The 15644-nt window shown below is 70.8% G+C and carries 15 protein-coding genes; 4 read left to right on the forward strand and 11 right to left on the reverse strand.

All coding sequences use genetic code 11. The features are described 5' to 3' along the window. Nucleotides 1–85: 85 nt before the first annotated feature. From hemB to ACSC1Q_RS11370, 5 genes are all read right to left on the reverse strand, one after another. Nucleotides 86–1072 carry a porphobilinogen synthase gene (hemB, locus tag ACSC1Q_RS11350; RefSeq protein WP_436758625.1) on the reverse strand — a complete coding sequence of 329 codons (987 nt, stop codon included), beginning with the start codon at nucleotides 1070–1072 and terminating at the stop codon, nucleotides 86–88. Between the two features lie 352 nt (nucleotides 1073–1424). Then, the gene (locus tag ACSC1Q_RS11355) at nucleotides 1425–3005 is read right to left on the reverse strand and encodes a bifunctional uroporphyrinogen-III C-methyltransferase/uroporphyrinogen-III synthase (protein WP_436758626.1); all 1581 of its coding nucleotides are present in this window, start codon (nucleotides 3003–3005) and stop codon (nucleotides 1425–1427) included. After that, the gene (gene hemC / locus ACSC1Q_RS11360) at nucleotides 3002–3922 is read right to left on the reverse strand and encodes a hydroxymethylbilane synthase (protein WP_436758627.1); all 921 of its coding nucleotides are present in this window, start codon (nucleotides 3920–3922) and stop codon (nucleotides 3002–3004) included. The genes ACSC1Q_RS11355 and hemC overlap by 4 nt, the downstream gene beginning before the upstream one ends. Continuing rightward, the gene (locus ACSC1Q_RS11365) at nucleotides 3919–5259 is read right to left on the reverse strand and encodes a glutamyl-tRNA reductase (RefSeq protein WP_436758628.1); all 1341 of its coding nucleotides are present in this window, start codon (nucleotides 5257–5259) and stop codon (nucleotides 3919–3921) included. Before ACSC1Q_RS11365 ends, hemC begins: the two co-directional genes overlap by 4 nt. Nucleotides 5260–5311: 52 nt before the next feature. Further along, nucleotides 5312–6019: a redox-sensing transcriptional repressor Rex gene (locus ACSC1Q_RS11370; protein WP_350968948.1), complete on the reverse strand. Its 708-nt coding sequence runs from the start codon at nucleotides 6017–6019 to the stop codon at nucleotides 5312–5314. 294 nt (nucleotides 6020–6313) lie between these two features. On the opposite strand from ACSC1Q_RS11370, the gene ACSC1Q_RS11375 reads away from it, so the two are divergent. Continuing rightward, on the forward strand, nucleotides 6314–6571 hold the full coding sequence (locus ACSC1Q_RS11375; RefSeq protein WP_436758629.1) for a glutaredoxin family protein: 258 nt from the start codon (nucleotides 6314–6316) through the stop codon (nucleotides 6569–6571). Nucleotides 6572–6799: 228 nt separating this feature from the next. On the opposite strand, the gene ACSC1Q_RS11380 is transcribed toward ACSC1Q_RS11375, so the two are convergent. Continuing rightward, entirely contained in the window at nucleotides 6800–8698 is a 1899-nt protein-coding gene (locus tag ACSC1Q_RS11380) for a putative quinol monooxygenase (protein ID WP_436758630.1), read from the reverse strand. A gap of 202 nt (nucleotides 8699–8900) precedes the next feature. Here ACSC1Q_RS11380 and ACSC1Q_RS11385 point away from each other — a divergent pair, with 202 nt between their 5' ends. The 3 genes from ACSC1Q_RS11385 to ACSC1Q_RS11395 all read left to right on the forward strand — a co-directional run bounded on the left by ACSC1Q_RS11385 (nucleotide 8901) and on the right by ACSC1Q_RS11395 (nucleotide 11557). Then, nucleotides 8901–9545, forward strand: coding sequence for a sigma-70 family RNA polymerase sigma factor (locus ACSC1Q_RS11385; protein WP_435291168.1), 645 nt, complete (start codon nucleotides 8901–8903; stop codon nucleotides 9543–9545). 157 nt (nucleotides 9546–9702) lie between these two features. Continuing rightward, entirely contained in the window at nucleotides 9703–10386 is a 684-nt protein-coding gene (locus ACSC1Q_RS11390) for a DUF5667 domain-containing protein (protein ID WP_436758631.1), read from the forward strand. A gap of 271 nt (nucleotides 10387–10657) precedes the next feature. Further along, nucleotides 10658–11557, forward strand: coding sequence for an HAD family hydrolase (locus ACSC1Q_RS11395; RefSeq protein ID WP_436758632.1), 900 nt, complete (start codon nucleotides 10658–10660; stop codon nucleotides 11555–11557). 36 nt (nucleotides 11558–11593) lie between these two features. Here ACSC1Q_RS11395 and ACSC1Q_RS11400 read toward each other — a convergent pair whose 3' ends face one another. From ACSC1Q_RS11400 to ACSC1Q_RS11420, 5 genes are all read right to left on the reverse strand, one after another. Continuing rightward, complete coding sequence (locus ACSC1Q_RS11400; protein WP_436758633.1) at nucleotides 11594–12721, reverse strand: lysophospholipid acyltransferase family protein; 1128 nt, start codon at nucleotides 12719–12721, stop codon at nucleotides 11594–11596. Continuing rightward, nucleotides 12718–13743, reverse strand: a complete 1026-nt coding sequence (locus tag ACSC1Q_RS11405; RefSeq protein ID WP_436758634.1) for an NAD-dependent epimerase/dehydratase family protein — start codon at nucleotides 13741–13743, stop codon at nucleotides 12718–12720. The genes ACSC1Q_RS11400 and ACSC1Q_RS11405 overlap by 4 nt, the downstream gene beginning before the upstream one ends. Nucleotides 13744–13763: 20 nt before the next feature. Beyond that, nucleotides 13764–13862: a 30S ribosomal protein bS22 gene (locus ACSC1Q_RS11410; RefSeq protein WP_018654693.1), complete on the reverse strand. Its 99-nt coding sequence runs from the start codon at nucleotides 13860–13862 to the stop codon at nucleotides 13764–13766. Nucleotides 13863–14168: 306 nt separating this feature from the next. Continuing rightward, complete coding sequence (locus ACSC1Q_RS11415; protein WP_012887307.1) at nucleotides 14169–14372, reverse strand: helix-turn-helix domain-containing protein; 204 nt, start codon at nucleotides 14370–14372, stop codon at nucleotides 14169–14171. A gap of 322 nt (nucleotides 14373–14694) precedes the next feature. Next, nucleotides 14695–15534, reverse strand: a complete 840-nt coding sequence (locus ACSC1Q_RS11420; RefSeq protein WP_436758635.1) for a phosphatase — start codon at nucleotides 15532–15534, stop codon at nucleotides 14695–14697. Nucleotides 15535–15644: the final 110 nt, after the last annotated feature.

The following is a 15644-nucleotide window of genomic DNA, read 5'->3' on the forward strand; positions in this document are numbered from 1 at the left end:
CACATCCGCACCGGTTATCGCACTCTAACGCACACGCTTCTCCATCAAGCGACGAACCTCCAGTTCTCGGCACGCGCCGTCGATCTCATCTCAGTTTCGCGGCCACCTCGGTCGCCCAGTAGGTGAGGATCATGTCGGCCCCGGCCCTGCGGATCGCGACCAGCGACTCCATGATCGCCCGGTCCCTGTCGATCCAGCCGTTCGCCGCCGCGGCCTCGACCATCGCGTACTCACCGCTGACCTGGTACGCCGCCACCGGGACGTCCACGGCGTCGCGCACCTGGCGCAGGATGTCGAGGTAGGCCAGCGCGGGCTTGACCATGACGGCGTCGGCGCCCTCGTCGAGGTCCAGCCGCACCTCGCGCAGCGCCTCGCCGATCGGCCCCGCCGGGTCCTGCTGGTAGGCGTTACGGTCGCCGAACCGGGGAGCGCACTCGGCCGCCTCGCGGAACGGGCCGTAGAACGCCGAGGCGTACTTGGCCGAGTACGCGAGGATCGGGATCTGCTCGAAGCCGTCGCCGTCCAGGGCCGCCCTGATCGCCGCGACCTGGCCGTCCATCATGCCGCTCGGCGCGATGACCTGCGCCCCGGCCCGAGCCTGGGCCACCGCGATTGCCGCGTAGCGCTCCAGGGTGGCGTCGTTGTCGACCTCCCCCTCCGGCGTCAGGATGCCGCAGTGCCCGTGGTCGGTGAACTCGTCCAGGCAGGTGTCGGCCATCACGACCATCGCGTCACCGACGTCGGCGATCAGGTCGGCCACGGCCAGCTGGACGATCCCCTCGGGATCGTCGCCCGCCGATCCCCTGCCGTCCTTCACCTCGGGGACGCCGAACAGGATCAGCCCGCCGACCCCGGCCTCGGCGGCCTCGTGGGCGGCCTTGCGCAGCGAGTCGCGGGTGTGCTGGAACACCCCGGGCATCGAGCCGATCGGGTTCGGCTCGGCGATGCCCTCCTTCACGAACATCGGCAGCACCAGCTCCGCCGGGTGCAGCCGGGTCCCGGCCACCATCCTGCGCATCGATGCCGTACGACGGAGCCTGCGCGGGCGCGCGACAGGGAACTGGGCCGTCATGCTGTCTCCCCCTCTCCCCGGCCGGTAGGGGATCCGCGGGCCGGAGGAGCTTCGGTGTGTGTTCCTGGCTCGCCGCTCGGCGCGGCGCGGTGCCGATCGACGTGACGCGGTGCCGACCGCGACGCCGCCGGTCCTCCCGACGCCACGCGACGCCGATCCTTCCGGCGCGACAGGGTGCCGGTCGCGACGCCGATTCTCACGGCGACGATCATGCCTCGCGGCGCTCGCCCGGGGCCGTCGAACGCGAGTCGGACACGAGTCGAACGCGAGGCTGACACGAGACGGACGCGGCCTGCCCGCCCGTCGTGCGCGGGCGGGCGCCACTTCCAAGATTACTCGGCGCGCTTCAAGGTTACTTCGCGCGGCGCCGGGCCCCTCGCCGGGTCTGCGAGGGCCTGCGGGGGGTGTCCCCCGCCACGACGGCGGCCTGCCGCTGCTTGGCACCATACTCCGCCAGCGCCGCCGCGAGGGCGGAAGCCGAGGGCTTGTCGGCCATCACGTCGACGCGCAGCCCGAACTCCTCGGCGGTCTTGGCGGTCTGCGGGCCGATCACCGCGATGACCGTGACGTTGTGCGGCTTGCCCGCGATGCCCACCAGGTTGCGGACGGTGCTCGACGAGGTGAACAGCACCGCGTCGAAACCGCCGCCCTTGATGGCCTCGCGGGTCGGGGCGGGCGGCGGCGCGGCGCGGACGGTCCGGTAGGCGGTCACGTCGTCGCACTCCCAGCCCAGCTCGGTCAGCCCGGCCACCAGCGTCTCGGTCGCGATGTCGGCGCGCGGCAGCAGCACCCGGTTGATCGGGTCGAGCATCGAGTCGTACGGGGGCCACTCGGCCAGCAGGCCCTCCGACGACTGCTCGCCGGACGGCATCAGGTCGGGCTTGACCCCGAAGCTCACCAGCGCCCGCGCCGTGCTGTCGCCCACGGCCGCGACCTTGAGCCCGGCGAACGCGCGGGCGTCCAGGCCGTACTCCTCGAACTTCTCGCGCACGGCCTTGACCGCGTTCGCGCTGGTGAAGGCGACCCACTCGTAGCGGCCGGTGACCAGGCCCTTGATCGCGCGGTCCATCTGCTGCGGGGTGCGCGGCGGCTCGACGGAGATCGTGGGGACCTCCTCGGGCACCGCGCCGTACGAGCGCAGCTGCTCGACCAGGCTGGCCGACTGCTCCTTGGTCCTGGGCACGAGCACCCGCCAGCCGAACAGCGGCTTGGTCTCGAACCACGACAGCCGGTCACGCATGCCGACGGCCTCGCCGACCACGATCAGCGCGGGCTCGGTCATCCCCGCGTGCTTGAGGTCGGGCGCGAGCCTGCCCAGCGTGGTCACCACGGTGTGCTGCTCGGTGGTGGTGCCCGCGCCGCTCACCGCCACGGGCGTCGAGTCGGGACGGCCCGCCGCGATCAGCGCCTTGCCGATCGGGACGGCCTCGGCGACGCCGTTGTAGATCACCAGGGTGCCCAACCCCGTGGCGTACGCGGACCAGTCGTCGATCTGGGTCGCGTCCACGACCCGGAACTCGGGCACCGACACCGCGGCGGGGATCCCCGCGTAGGTGAGCACCGCCGTCGCCGGCGGCACGCCGGGCACGATCTCGAAGTCCACCTCCGCCTTGGCGCAGGCCGCGACCTCCTCGGTGATCGAGGAGAAGAACATCGGGTCGCCCGCGCACAGCCGCACGACGCCGCTGCCGCCCTTGGCGGTCTTGACGGCCTTCAGCGAGACGGCGCCGTCCTCGGCCACGTCGACGATCTCGACGTCCTCGCGGCAGTGGCGCAGCAGCGGGCCGTACGCCTCCCGGTCGAGGATGACGACGTCCGCCTTGGCAAGCAGGTCGGCGCCACGCAGCGTGAGCAGGCCCTCGTCCCCGGGGCCGGCGCCGACGAAGGCGACGAACCCGGACGGGCGCTCGAAGGTGGTACTTCCGGAGCTCAATGTGCTCGCTCCCCTATCAACGTGCCGGCCCCTTCCGCGATCATCTCGGCCGCGAGGTCGCGGCCGAGATCCGTGGGCGCGGAAGAGCTTCCGGCGGTGGACTTGCGCACCGCGCGCCTGCCGTCGACGGCGACGACGGCGGCGGTAAGGATCAGATCGGGCCCGTTCTCGGCCGAGTACGCGCCCACCGGGGCGGCGCACCCCGCCTCCAGGGCGTTGAGCACCGCGCGCTCGGCGGTGACCGCGGCCCGGGTGCGGGCGTCGTCGAGCACGCCGAGCAGCTCGATCAGGTCGGCGTGGCCGGAGCGGCACTCCACGGCGAGCGCCCCCTGGCCGGGGGCGGGCAGCATCTCCTCGACCTCGAAGACCTGGGAGATCTCGGAGTCGCGGCCCAACCGGCCGAGCCCGGCCGCGGCGAGCACGACGCCCTGCAGCTGGCCGGAGGTCACCTTGCCGATGCGGGTGTCGGCGTTGCCGCGGATCGGCACGTAGTCAAGATCAGGACGGATCATCCGGAGCTGGGCGATCCGGCGCGGGGAGCCCGTGCCGATCTTCGCGCCGGGCGGCAGGTCTGCCAGCTTGGCGACGCTCACCAGGGCGTCCCTGGGGTCGTCGCGCGGCGGGATCGCCGCGATGACCACGCGCGGGTCGGGCGTGGTGGGAAGGTCCTTCAGCGAGTGCACCGCCAGGTCGATCTCGCCCTCGATCAGCTTGTCGCGCAGCGCGCTGACGAAGACCCCCGTGCCGCCGAGCTGCGTGAGGTCGGCCTTGGTCACGTCGCCGAAGGTGGTGACGCCGACCAGCTCGACGGCCACGCCGGTCAGCTCGGTGAGGCGAGCGGCCACCAGGCCCGACTGCGTCGTCGCCATGACGCTCCGCCTGGTGCCCAGCCGGAGCGGAGGAGAAACGCTGCTCACAGGCCTGCCTCCTTCTTGCTCGGCTCGGTGTTCTTACCCGGCTCGGCGTCGATCGTCTCGATGCGCCTCACCGCTTCGGGCACCTTCGGGTCAAGATTGAACAGCTCACGCAACGCTTCGGCGTAATGATCGCCCGCCGGGGACTCCGCCAGCTGCTTGACACGCACGGTGGGCTCGTGGAGCAGCTTGTCGACCACCCGCCTGACGGTCTGGCTGACCTCGTCCTTCACCCGACCCTCAAGATCGGGGACCCGCGCGACGAGCCGCCCGAGCTCCGCCTCGACCACCTGGGCCGCCTTGCTCCGCAGCGCCACCACGGTCGGCGTGACGCGGGCGGCGCGCTCGGCCGACAGGTAGGCGGTGACCTCCTCGGCGACGATGCCGCGCACGGCGGTGACCGCCTCGGCGCGGCCGCCGTCGTCGGTGCCGGCGTCGGCCTCGCTCTCCTGCATGGACTCCAGGTCGACCAGCGTCACCCCGGGCAGCCGCCGCACGGCGGGGTCGATGTCGTGCGGCAGGGCCAGGTCCAGCAGGAACGTCTCGCGGGGGGTCACCATGTCGGCCGTGATGACCACGTCGGTGGCGCCGGTGCAGGAGATGACCAGATCGGCCTCCGCCAGCTCGGCCGCCAGGTCACCGAGCCCGGCGGCCCTGCCGCCGACCGTCTGCGCCAGCCGTACGGCGCGGTCGTGGGTCCGGTTGACCACCACGATGTCGGTGACGCCCGCCCGCTGCAGGGTCGCGGCCGACAGGGCGCTCATCGAGCCCGCGCCCACCACCAGGGCCCGCTTCCCCCGGAGGGGGCCGAGGGCGCGCTCGGCGAGGGTGAGCCCCACCCCGACGAGGGAGGCGCCCGCCCGGTCGATGCCGGTCTCGGTGTGGGAGCGCTTGCCCACCCGCAGCGACTGCTGGACGAGCTCGTTGAGCGTCGGGCCGAGGGTGCCCTCCTCTTGGGCGAGCCTGAGCGCCGAACGCACCTGGCCGAGGATCTGCCCCTCTCCCACGACCATCGAGTCGAGGCCGGAGCCGACCGAGAACAGGTGCTCGACGGCCCGGTCCTCGTAGTGCACGTAGAGGTGGGAGGTCAGCTGCTCCATGGGAACGCCGGAGTGGGTGCTGAGCAGCCGGGAGAGCGAGGTCACCGCGGCGTGGAACCGGTCGACCTCGGCGTAGATCTCGACCCGGTTGCACGTCGAGACGACCATGGTCTCGGCGACGTGGACGTCCTGCTGGATGTCCTGGAGCAGCTTGACCAGCGAGTCACCGGAGACGGAGACCCGCTCCAGCAGGGCCACCGGTGCCGTCCGGTGACTCAGGCCGACGACGAGAACGCTCATCGGCCCTCTCCCGTCTTCCGGTCGCTCCGGGCGGCTCGTGCGCCGTGCCTCTTCACAAGTCCACCGCCTCGGGCCACTCCTCGGCCATCGCGGGCCCCCCACTCATCCGATCCGCCTTGCGCTGCTCGTGGAACGCCAAGATCTGCAATTCAATCGACAGGTCGACCTTACGGATATCAACGCCTTCCGGCACGGAAAGGACGACGGGGGCGAAGTTCAGGATGCTGGTCACTCCTACGGCGACGACCCGGTCGGCCACCTGCTGGGCCGCCAGGGCCGGTGTCGCGAGCACCACGATCGACACTCCCCGCCGTCTTATCACGGCTTCCAGCTCGTCGATGTGCTCCACATTCAATCCCGCGATGTGGTCGCCCACCACTTCGGGGTCGGCGTCGAGCAGCGCCGCGACCCTGAACCCGCGGGAGACGAACCCGCCGTAATTGGCGAGCGCACGCCCGAGGTTACCCACTCCGACGATGGCGACGGCCCAGTCCTGGGTGAGGCCCAGCTCACGGGAGATCTGGTAGATGAGGTACTCGACGTCGTAGCCGACCCCGCGGGTGCCGTACGAGCCCAGGTGGGAGAGATCCTTGCGGAGTTTGGCCGAGTTGACGCCCGCCGCGACGGCGAGGTCCTCCGAGCTCACGGTCGCCAGGCCACGCTCGGCCATGCCGTTCAGCGCTCGCAGATAGAGCGGCAGCCGGGCGACGGTCGCCTCGGGGATGCCGCGTTCGCGGGCTTGGGACAGACGGCGGATCACGTGCCGGAACTCCAGGGGGACAGGCGGCCGGCGCGGCCCGGACGCGACGGATGACGAGGTGAAACCACTGTCATTCAGGTTAGTCCTTTTGTGAACCGGTGCACAAAGTGAGTGTTCACAATCTTGGCCGCGTCCCCCTCCGGTCCCTCCTCCGGCCCCCTCACCAGGCCCTGGACCTGCGCCTCCGGCGGGTGCGAGCCCCGTCGCCGCCGGGTTCTCCCAGTCGCGGGACCGGATTTTCGTCCCTCGCCGCGAGGACCGGCGGGCCGCCGCGATTCGGCTACCGTGGCGGTCATGTCACCGCGAGACCATCGCATCACCCTGCTCGGCAAACCCGGTTGCCACCTGTGCGACGACGCGCGGGCGGTGATCGAGCGGGTCGCCGCGGACCTCGGCGTCCCGTGGGAGGAACGCGACATCACGGCCTCCGAGGAGGACCAGGCCCGCTACTGGGAGATGATCCCGGTCACCCTCGTCGACGGGGTGCAGCACGACTTCTGGCGCGTCGACGAGAACCGCCTGCGCGCCGCCCTCGGCGCTCCCGCCGCCTGAGGACTCTCCCTTCGCGTGCTCGCGACGCCCCTTGGAACGCCCCCGCCCGCGCTCGACGCCTGAGGACGCTCCCCCACCCGTGTTCCGGCGCCTGACCGTCCCCGCCCGTGTTCGGCGCCTTGTGACGCTCCCCGCCCGTGTTCGGCGGCTGAACGCCCCCCGCCCGCGGCTACTCGCGGGTGACCGGCCGGGAGTCCACCCGCGCCGCGCCCGCGGCGCTCGCGACGCTCACGACCTGAAGGCGGTCGGGAGCGGCATCACCTTCGCGGCGTTCACCGTGAGTTCGATCACATTGGTGGCGAGCACCATCGTCTGGCGCTCGGTGACGAAGCGCTGGGTGTGGGGCCGGCGCTGGTGGTCGCCGTACGCGACGTCGTCCCGGTAGAGCTCGTAGACGATGCGCTGGAGGGGCGCCGACTTCACCGAGTGGCAGGTGTAGACGAGCGTGTCAGGCTCGGAGCGGCGCACCGCCTCGACGGTCTCCTCCGCGAGCCGGTCGAACCTCTCGCCGGTGCCGTCGAGCAGGGTGAAGACGGTCAGCAGGCCGAAGATGCTCGGCGAGGGGCGGTTCGGGCCGCCCAGCGGATCACCGGCTCCGCCAGGCATCCCCGGCCCGCCCGGATACATGGCCCCGGTCGAGGGGGCGGAGCCGAACGCCTGGTCGTAGCCCTGGGGTCCTCCCCGGTCGTAGCCCCGGGAACCTCCGCGCCCCTGCTCGGCGCCCGGGGAGGGGGCGCCGCCGAAGGCCTGGTCGGCGGGCATCGGCTGGAGGCTGCCCGGCCTGCCGGGACCGGGCACGCCCGGCATGCCGAACTCGCCGGTGCCGGGACCCGCGGGCCTGCCGAACTCACCCGACCTGCCGAACTCGCCGGTGCCGGGGCCCCCGGGCCTGCCGAACTCTCCCGTGCCCCCCGGCCTGCCGAACTCGCCGGTGCCCGGCCCCGGGCCTCCCGGCCTGCCGGAACCGGGGGCGCCGTGCCTGCCGAACTCGTGGGCCGGGATGTTGTACTCACCGGTCGCGGGACCGGGCACGCCCTGCATGCCGAACTGGCCGGTGACCGGCGGCGGCTGCCTGCCGGGATCACCGCCGCGCCTGCCGGGATCACCGCCGGGCGGCTGGTCGGCGGGCGGCATGCCGTACTCGCCCGCCATGAACATCCCCGTGGCGGGGCCGCCGAACCTGTCGTCGGGCTGGGGGGGCTGGGAGGGTTGCTGCTGCCGCATGCGCGCAGCGTAGTCGACGTCCTGCTCACCCGCCCGGTACTCGGCCACGAGGTCACCGAGGCCCGAACGGCGGGGTGTCTCCTCGGCCAGGGCGCGGGTGGGGGGACCCTCCGGGGTGACGCGGCGACCGGCGACCTGCACGTCGCGGGGCTGGTACTCGGGGCGGCGCGGCTGCGGGGGACGCCCCTCCCACTCGTCGTCCGCGTCGTCGGCGTCCTCGTCGTCGTCCTCGTAGGGCGCGAGCGGGCGGAGCATGGCGTACCAGACCGCGGCGGCGGTGACGAAGAGCAGGAGCGCGGTGAACATCCCGGGCACCGCGAAGCTGACGGCTCCGACGAGGGCGAGGCCGGTGGGGCCGAGCACCAGGAGCGCGTGCATGTTGTCGGCGTCGTAGTCGTCGCCGCCGCGCCAGCGCAGGACCGCGAGCACCAGCCCGCCCAGCAGCACGAGCACGACGATCACATGGACGGCCCCGAGCAGGTAGGCCGGGGGCAGATTCCAGTGACGACCGCCCAGCGGGAGGACCTTGGAGAAGTCCTTCTCCTGCAGCACCGGGTCGATCGCCAGGATCACCGTGGCGATGACGGTGAGGGCGATCCCCAGGAGCCAGGAGGAGAACCTGGCCGTGCTCTTGCGGGCCAGCAACTGGATGACCCCGACGGCGAGCCACAGGGGCGCCAGCATGGATCCGGTCAGTTGATAAATACGGAACGTGCTTGTCCCGAATCCGATCAGGTACCCGGTGGCGATTACTCCGAGTGAGACGGAGAGAGACGCCGTCGTGATGCTCCAGGCGATCAGCCAGCCCTTGGGCTCACTGCGGAGGCGACTGACGAGAGCACCGGTGGCGATGGCTGCGAGCAATGCACCGGCGAAGGCGATGACAGCGACGAGGACTTCCATGGTGTCTCCAATGCTGCCGGACATTACCCCCCAACCGGTAGCCGAACCCTCGGTTGGCTCCCGGTGCCGGTCTGGAACGACCGACCCCACACCGTATCCGGCGATTACCCCCAGTCACGACGCTTCAAAGTGGATTGTGGAATTACCCGTTCATTTCTAGAGTGATCGAGCACGCCGTACCCCCTCCCCTCAGGGATACCGGATGCCTGAAACGTGGCCGCTCGCCGGGCACCTCCCCACGACAGCCGGGGTAGCCCAGCCCGTCCGCAGTAGTGACCTCACCGTGCGTGAGGATGCCTCCGAAGAACTCCGGAGGCTCGTTTTGCGTGCCAAAACCGGAGACTCGGATGCTTTTGGCACGCTCTATGATCGTTACCTCACCCTGGTCTATCGCTACGTCTACTTCCGGGTCGGCTCACACCCGCTGGCCGAGGATCTCACGAGCGAGACCTTTCTCCGCGCACTCCGCCGGATCACGGACTTCACGTGGCAAGGGCGTGATTTCGGGGCCTGGCTCGTGACCATCGCGAGGAACCTGATCACCGATCACTTCAAGTCCGGCAGGTATCGTCTTGAGGTGACGACGGCCGAGGTGATCGACACACCGCTCGACGGCCCGCACATCCCGGAGAACGCCGTCGTCACCGCAATGATCAGCGACCGGGTGCTCACCGCCGTCCGAGACCTCGGCCCCGAGCAGCAGGAGTGCGTGGTGCTGCGCTTCCTGCACGGCATGTCGCTGGCGGAGACCGCGCTCATCATGGGCAAGAAGAGCGGCGCCATCAAGGCACTCCAGTTTCGCGCGATCCGCGCCCTGGCCCGCGCGCTGCCCTCGGACCTCAGCTGAGACCGGCCGTCCTCGGCCCGCCGGCTCCCGGCCGCGGCCGCCGTGCCCGAAACAATGTTCCCATGCCGATGTGGCTCAGCGCGTAACCTGCCGTGCCGAGTCGTCGTTAGGCAAGTGACACCGATGGATCATGAGCTGGGGGCGGCAGGGAGCGTTCATGGGGAAGTGGCTGCCCGGATTCTCGCGGAGGTCGCAGGCGCGCATTCAGGACCGCGTGTCACGGCTCGGCGCCCGCATGACGGCCACCCCCAGACCCGAGTTCGACGCCAAACTCCGCGAGCGGCTCACGCGGCCCCCCGCCGGGGAGGACGTCCCCGACCAGCGGCCGGCGGGCCCCCGCCACTCCCGGCGCAGGTCCCGGGCGGGGCTGCTCCCGCAGTTGCTGAGCGTCGCCATGGTGGCCGCGATGGTGGTGTCCGGCATGTGGACCTACCGGTCCATGCCCGGCGACACCTTCTACCCGCTCAAGCGCGCCGCCGAGAGAACGTTGTTCCACCTGAGCAGCGACGACGCCGAGCGGGCCGACCGCTCCTTCGGCTACGCCGAGACCCGCGCCCGCGAGGTCAAGGAACTCCTGGGCTCCGGCGGGGGCGAGGGTGAGGGCGAACGCGAGGAGGTGATCGGGGAGACCCTCCAGGCCATGGCGGACACCACGCGCTCCGCGGTGACCTCCCTGCGGCAGATGCGGCGCCGCGACTCGGCGAGCGCCAAGGAGCTCAAGCGCTTCGTCCAGAAACAGCGCACCCAGATCGCCGGGATGATCCCCAAGATGGGCGCGGAGAACCAGCGCAAGGCCCACGTCTACCTCAACTACATCGAGGGCCTGGCCCCACCCGGCTAGCCGCTCCGGTACGGGACCTGTCCCGCCGCCTCGAAACCCGGGTAACAGTCCGTACGGGCCCCGTCCTACCGTCTCGAAACCCGGGTAACCGGTCCGGTATGGACCCCGCCCTCACAGCCTCGGACCGCCCTCCCGCCCTGGACCGCGACAACGGAACCCGAACCCCCGGCCCCGCCGGGCTCGCGGGATGTCGTACGACACCAAGACGTCACATCCGACTCATACCGACGTTACCGATCTCATCCCCCCGTCCCGGTTAAGCTGAGGTGCTATGAGGCGGCTACTACGACGGCGGGACGAAGCGGAGACGGCCAGGCGGGCGACGGTCGGGGAGGTCGCGGCGGGCGAGGTCGCCGCCGCGGCCGCCGTGGCGATGCCGATGGCCGAGCCCGACCCGGTGGCCGCCGCCTTCTTCGACGTCGACAACACCATGATGCGCGGCGCCTCCATCTACCACTTCGCCCGCGGCCTCGCCTCCCGGGGCCTGTTCACCAGCAAGGATCTGTTCAGGTTCGCGATCGGACAGCTGGTCTTCCGGATCCGCGGCGACGAGAACCCCGCGCACATCGACGAGGCCAGGGAGACCGCGCTGGCGTTCGTCGCGGGCAGCAAGGTCGAGGAGATCGTCCGGCTCGGTGAGGAGATCTACGACGAGGTGATGGCGGACCGCATCTGGGCGGGCACCCGCGCCATCGCGCAGGCGCACCTCGACGCGGGCCAGCGGGTCTGGCTGGTCACCGCGACCCCGGTGGAGCTGGCCCGGGTGATCGCCCAGCGCCTCGGCCTCACCGGCGCGCTCGGCACCGTCGCCGAGACCGCGAACGGCGTCTACACCGGCCGCCTGGTAGGCGACCTGCTCCACGGCCCCGCCAAGGCGGAGGCCGTCAGGGCCCTGGCCCGCAGGGAGGGGCTCGACCTGTCCCGCTGTGCCGCCTACAGCGACTCGGCCAACGACCTGCCCCTGCTCTCCCTCGTCGGCCGCGCCACCGCGATCAACCCGGACGCCGAGCTGCGCGAGTTCGCCCGGCAGAACAGCTGGGACATCAAGGACTTCCGTACGGGACGCAAGGCGACCATGATCGGCCTGCCCATCGCGGCGGGTGCCGGGGCCGTCGCGGGCGGCATCGCCGCCGCCGTCGCCCTGCGCCGCCACTACCGCTCCGGCCGCTGACCCCTCCGCCCGCGGTACGCGGAAAGCCCCGGAGGATCAGAAGAAGGGCGGGAAGGCGTGCCCGCGCCTGAGGCGGAGCTCGTCGAGCTGCTGCTGGACGACCTCCCTCACCTGGTCGGTGAGGTTGAAGACCAGCATGGGGTCGTCGGCGTCGGCGGGGTCGAGCTCGTCGGTGCGGATCGGCTCGCCGAAGCCGATCATCCACTTGGACGGGAGCGGGACCAGCCCGAGGGGCCCGAGCCAGGGGAACAGCGGCGTGACCGGCAGGTAGGGAAGACCGAGCACCCTGGCCAGGAGCCGCAGGTCACCGATCTTGGGATAGATCTCCTCCGCGCCCACGATGGCGCAGGGCACGATCGGCACGCCCGCGCGGATGGCGGAGGCGACGAAGCCGCCCCGGCCGAAGCGCTGCAGCCGGTAGCGGTCGGAGAACGGCTTGCCGACCCCCTTGAAACCCTCGGGGAAGACGCCGACGACCTCGCCCTTGCGGAGCAGCCGGTCGGCGTCCTCGCGGCAGGCGAGGGTGTGGCCGGTCTTGCGGGACAGGTGGCCGAGCACCGGGAGCCGGTAGACCAGGTCGGCCCCCAGAAGACGGAGCGCGCGACGTGCGGGGTGGTCGTCGTACAGGGCCACCTGCAGCATGAGCCCGTCGAGCGGGAGGGTGCCGGAGTGGTTGGACACGATCAGGGCTCCGGAGTCGCCGGGCACGTTGTGCGTGCCCACGGTCTCGGTACGGAACCAGTGGCGGTACAGCGGGCGGATCAGCTCCAGCAGCACCCTGTCGGTGAGCTCCGCGTCGAACCCGAACTCGTCGACCTCGTAGTCTCCGGTCGCCCGGCGGCGCAGGAAGGCGAGCAGCCCGGCCAGCCGGTGATCGTCGCCTTCCTCACCGCCCGGCGGCCCGGGAAGCCCGGTAGGCCCGGGGAGAGGCCACTCGTCGTCGGAGGCGAGCTGATCGGACGCTTCGGGGAAGGGGTCGCCGAACGTGTCGGACGTCTCCGAGAGAGGGGCGCCGGACGTATCGGACGCTTCCGAGGAGGGGCCGCCGGACGTGTCGGGAGGCGCGTCGGACGGGTCGGGGAGGTGCCGGTGCTCGCGGGAGGCGCGGGTCCTGGTGATGGGAATCACCTCGGCGTCCTCGCTCCCGGCGACCGTATCGCTCACCCCGTCACCGGCCGGGACACCATGTCCACCAGGGCGGCGGGAAGGCCTCCGGCCAGGTCGCGCGCGCGGACGAAGTCCTCGAAGGCGGCGGCGGTGGAGAACTTCGGCCTCCAGCCGAGCTCCGTGGACAGCGCGGTGCCGTCGACCACGCGTCCGTGGCACATCAGGCGGAGTTGCTCGGGGGAGAATCCGACCAGTCCCGCGCTCCGGGCGAGGTCGCCCATGAAGCGGAAGACGGGAGAGGGGACGGGCATCGGGAGCAGGCCCGCCCTGCGCGCGCACTGCGACAGGAGCAGCACGCCGTCTCCGGCCACGTTGAACGTGCCCGGGTGGTCCTCCATCGCCATCCGCCGCAGCACCTCGACCGCGTCGTCCTCGTGGACGAACTGCAGCCGCGGGTCGAACCCGAGCACGGTCGGCAGGACGGGCTGGGTGAAGTAACGCGTCAGCGGTGAGTCGACGCCGGGCCCCATGAAGTTGGCGAACCTGAGCGTCGACACGGCCACGTCGCGGCGCCGCCTGGCGAAGCCCCGGACATAGCCCTCCACCTCGGAGGCGTCCTTGGCGTAGCCACGGCTCGGCGGCTCTCCCGGCTCGGCGTCCTCGGTGAAGACCGCGGGGTCGTGCGGGGAGGAACCGTAGACGGCGGTGGTAGAGCGCGTGACGACCCGGCGGACCGTCGCGGACCGCTGACAGGCACCGAGCAACTGCATGGTGCCGATGACGTTGTGCTCCTTCATGAGCGCGCGGCCGCCGCTCCTGGGAGGAGCGCTCACCAGACTCATGTGAACGACTGTGTCGATGTCGGCGGCCGCGATCACCTGGGCGATGTCGGGGCTGCGCAGGTCGACGCGGACGAACTCCGTCCGGCCGAGAGGTACGCCGCCATCACGTGAGAGCGAGGGCGGCGGCACCGTATCCACTCCGATGACCCGATCGATGTCCGGGTCATCCGCGAGAACGCTCGCCACTCGGGCGCCGATGTGGCGCGAGACCCCGGTGACAAGCACGGTGTGGGTCATCGGCGCCTCGCAGATCCGCGCTACTTCTTGTTACGCCGCTGGATGCGGGTCTTCTTGAGAAGCTTGCGGTGCTTCTTCTTCGCCATGCGCTTACGGCGCTTCTTGATCACAGAGCCCACGGGACCCCCAGGTAGCTGGTAGCCGAGAATGTCGAACCGGTGCGCGAGAGCACACCGGCACAACAGACTACCGGCGATCCACGGTAGATCGCCCCTGGGGGGACCCCGGGCGCATGAACTCACGACGTGGCGACCACGTCGCTACCCCGACGAGACAGGGGCCGACTCCACAACGGTCATACCGGAAATCGTGCCCCGGTCAGACCGGAAGGAGCAGGACCATGGGCGCTCAGCGCGTCTGGCTCACCTCACGGCCGGATCGTTCCCACCGGCCGCTCGGCTCGACGCGTCGAGCCCATCCCTGCCTCAACCTGCCTCGATGTAGGCATCCCTCAGATAATCGTGAACCGCCTGCTCCGGCACCCGGAAGGATCGACCGACCCGGATGGCCGGCAGCTCGCCCGAATGCACGAGTCGGTACACAGTCATCTTGGACACCCTCATGACAGTGGCCACTTCTGCCACCGTCAGGAACTTCACCTCGCTGAGAGGTCTTTCGCCTGCACCCATCGGACGCCTCTTCCGCACGTGTATCCGGGTTATCCCCACTGGTGCCATTGCTCACGCACGTGTACTGCCGTCAGCGTAAGTCGGGACCCCTGTCACGCAAACCCCCTATTTTCTCAGCCTTCGGAGTCCCGCGTCAGCGAAACAGCTGAAATCGCTGGCCAGCAGCCGGACCGTGCCCCTCGCATTGATCTTGGAACGGACCAACTGTCTCCCATTAGAGTCGCCCACAATCACCAAAAAGTTGGCAAACGGTCGGCGAGGTACGTGGAATGCAGGCGCGAAATGCCCGTATAGGGATGTCCTAATTTGCGCATCCCCCGCCTCAGAGGGCTCGCACGACCCTCTCGACCAGGTGGTTCGTCAGCGGTTCGTAATACCTCGGTAGCACGTTGTCATCGAGCGGGACGGTGACCGCGATCTTGCCCTCGGCCTCGCCGACGAAGAGGGCGGGGTCGTTGCTGTCGGCGAACCCGACCGTGAGGATGCCCGCCTCGCCCGCCGCCCCGGCCCAGCCGTGGTCGGCGATCACCAGATCGGGACGGTCCGCGCCCAGTTCGGCGATCATGGCGCGCATCGGGGCGGGGTCGTGGGTGTGCACGAAGGCGCCCTTGTCGTCGAGCATCGCGACGTCGTCCAGATAGCGGATCTTGCGCCTGCGGCCGAACCCGCTCCCCCAGTACGACCAGCCCTCGGCCGGGGCCATCAGGGTCACGCCCCGCGCCCTGAGCATCCGGCCCACGGCCATGTGGATGGTGAGCAGGCCGGTGGGGTGCCCGGTGGCGATCAGGATCCTGGGACTCTCCCCCCGGAGCACCCCGGCGATCGTGTCGCCCATCTTCTCGACCGCCTCGATCGTGCGGTCGGGGTCGATGGTGTCCTGCCCCTCCCGGTGCCCGGGATCGGCCACGACCCCCGCCGACTTGGCCATCAGCTCCAGCACGTCCCGGTAGGACCAGGCGCCGTCCATGGTCAACCCGAACATGTAGTGCGGATCGCGGTTGGAAAGCGACCGGTAGTGGTCCAGGTTGTTCTCCCGGCTGGTCGCCACGTCACCCGCGATCCGGGTACGGACCAGGTGCTCACGAAGCTCAGCCCGAGTCACCGGCGACGCTTCGCGTCGCGGCTCGGGTGCTGGAATCCGGTGACTTCCCTCGTCACTCATCCGCTCGTTCCTCGCTACTTCGTTCCTCGGTCCAGTTCACCGGCGCACCCTCGCGGGCTACTTCGTTCCTCGGTCCAGTTCACCGGCGCATCCTGGCGGGTCGCTTCGCT

Origin of the sequence: Streptosporangium heterodermiicola, from assembly GCF_051390675.1 — a bacterium.
Lineage (GTDB): Bacteria > Actinomycetota > Actinomycetes > Streptosporangiales > Streptosporangiaceae > Streptosporangium.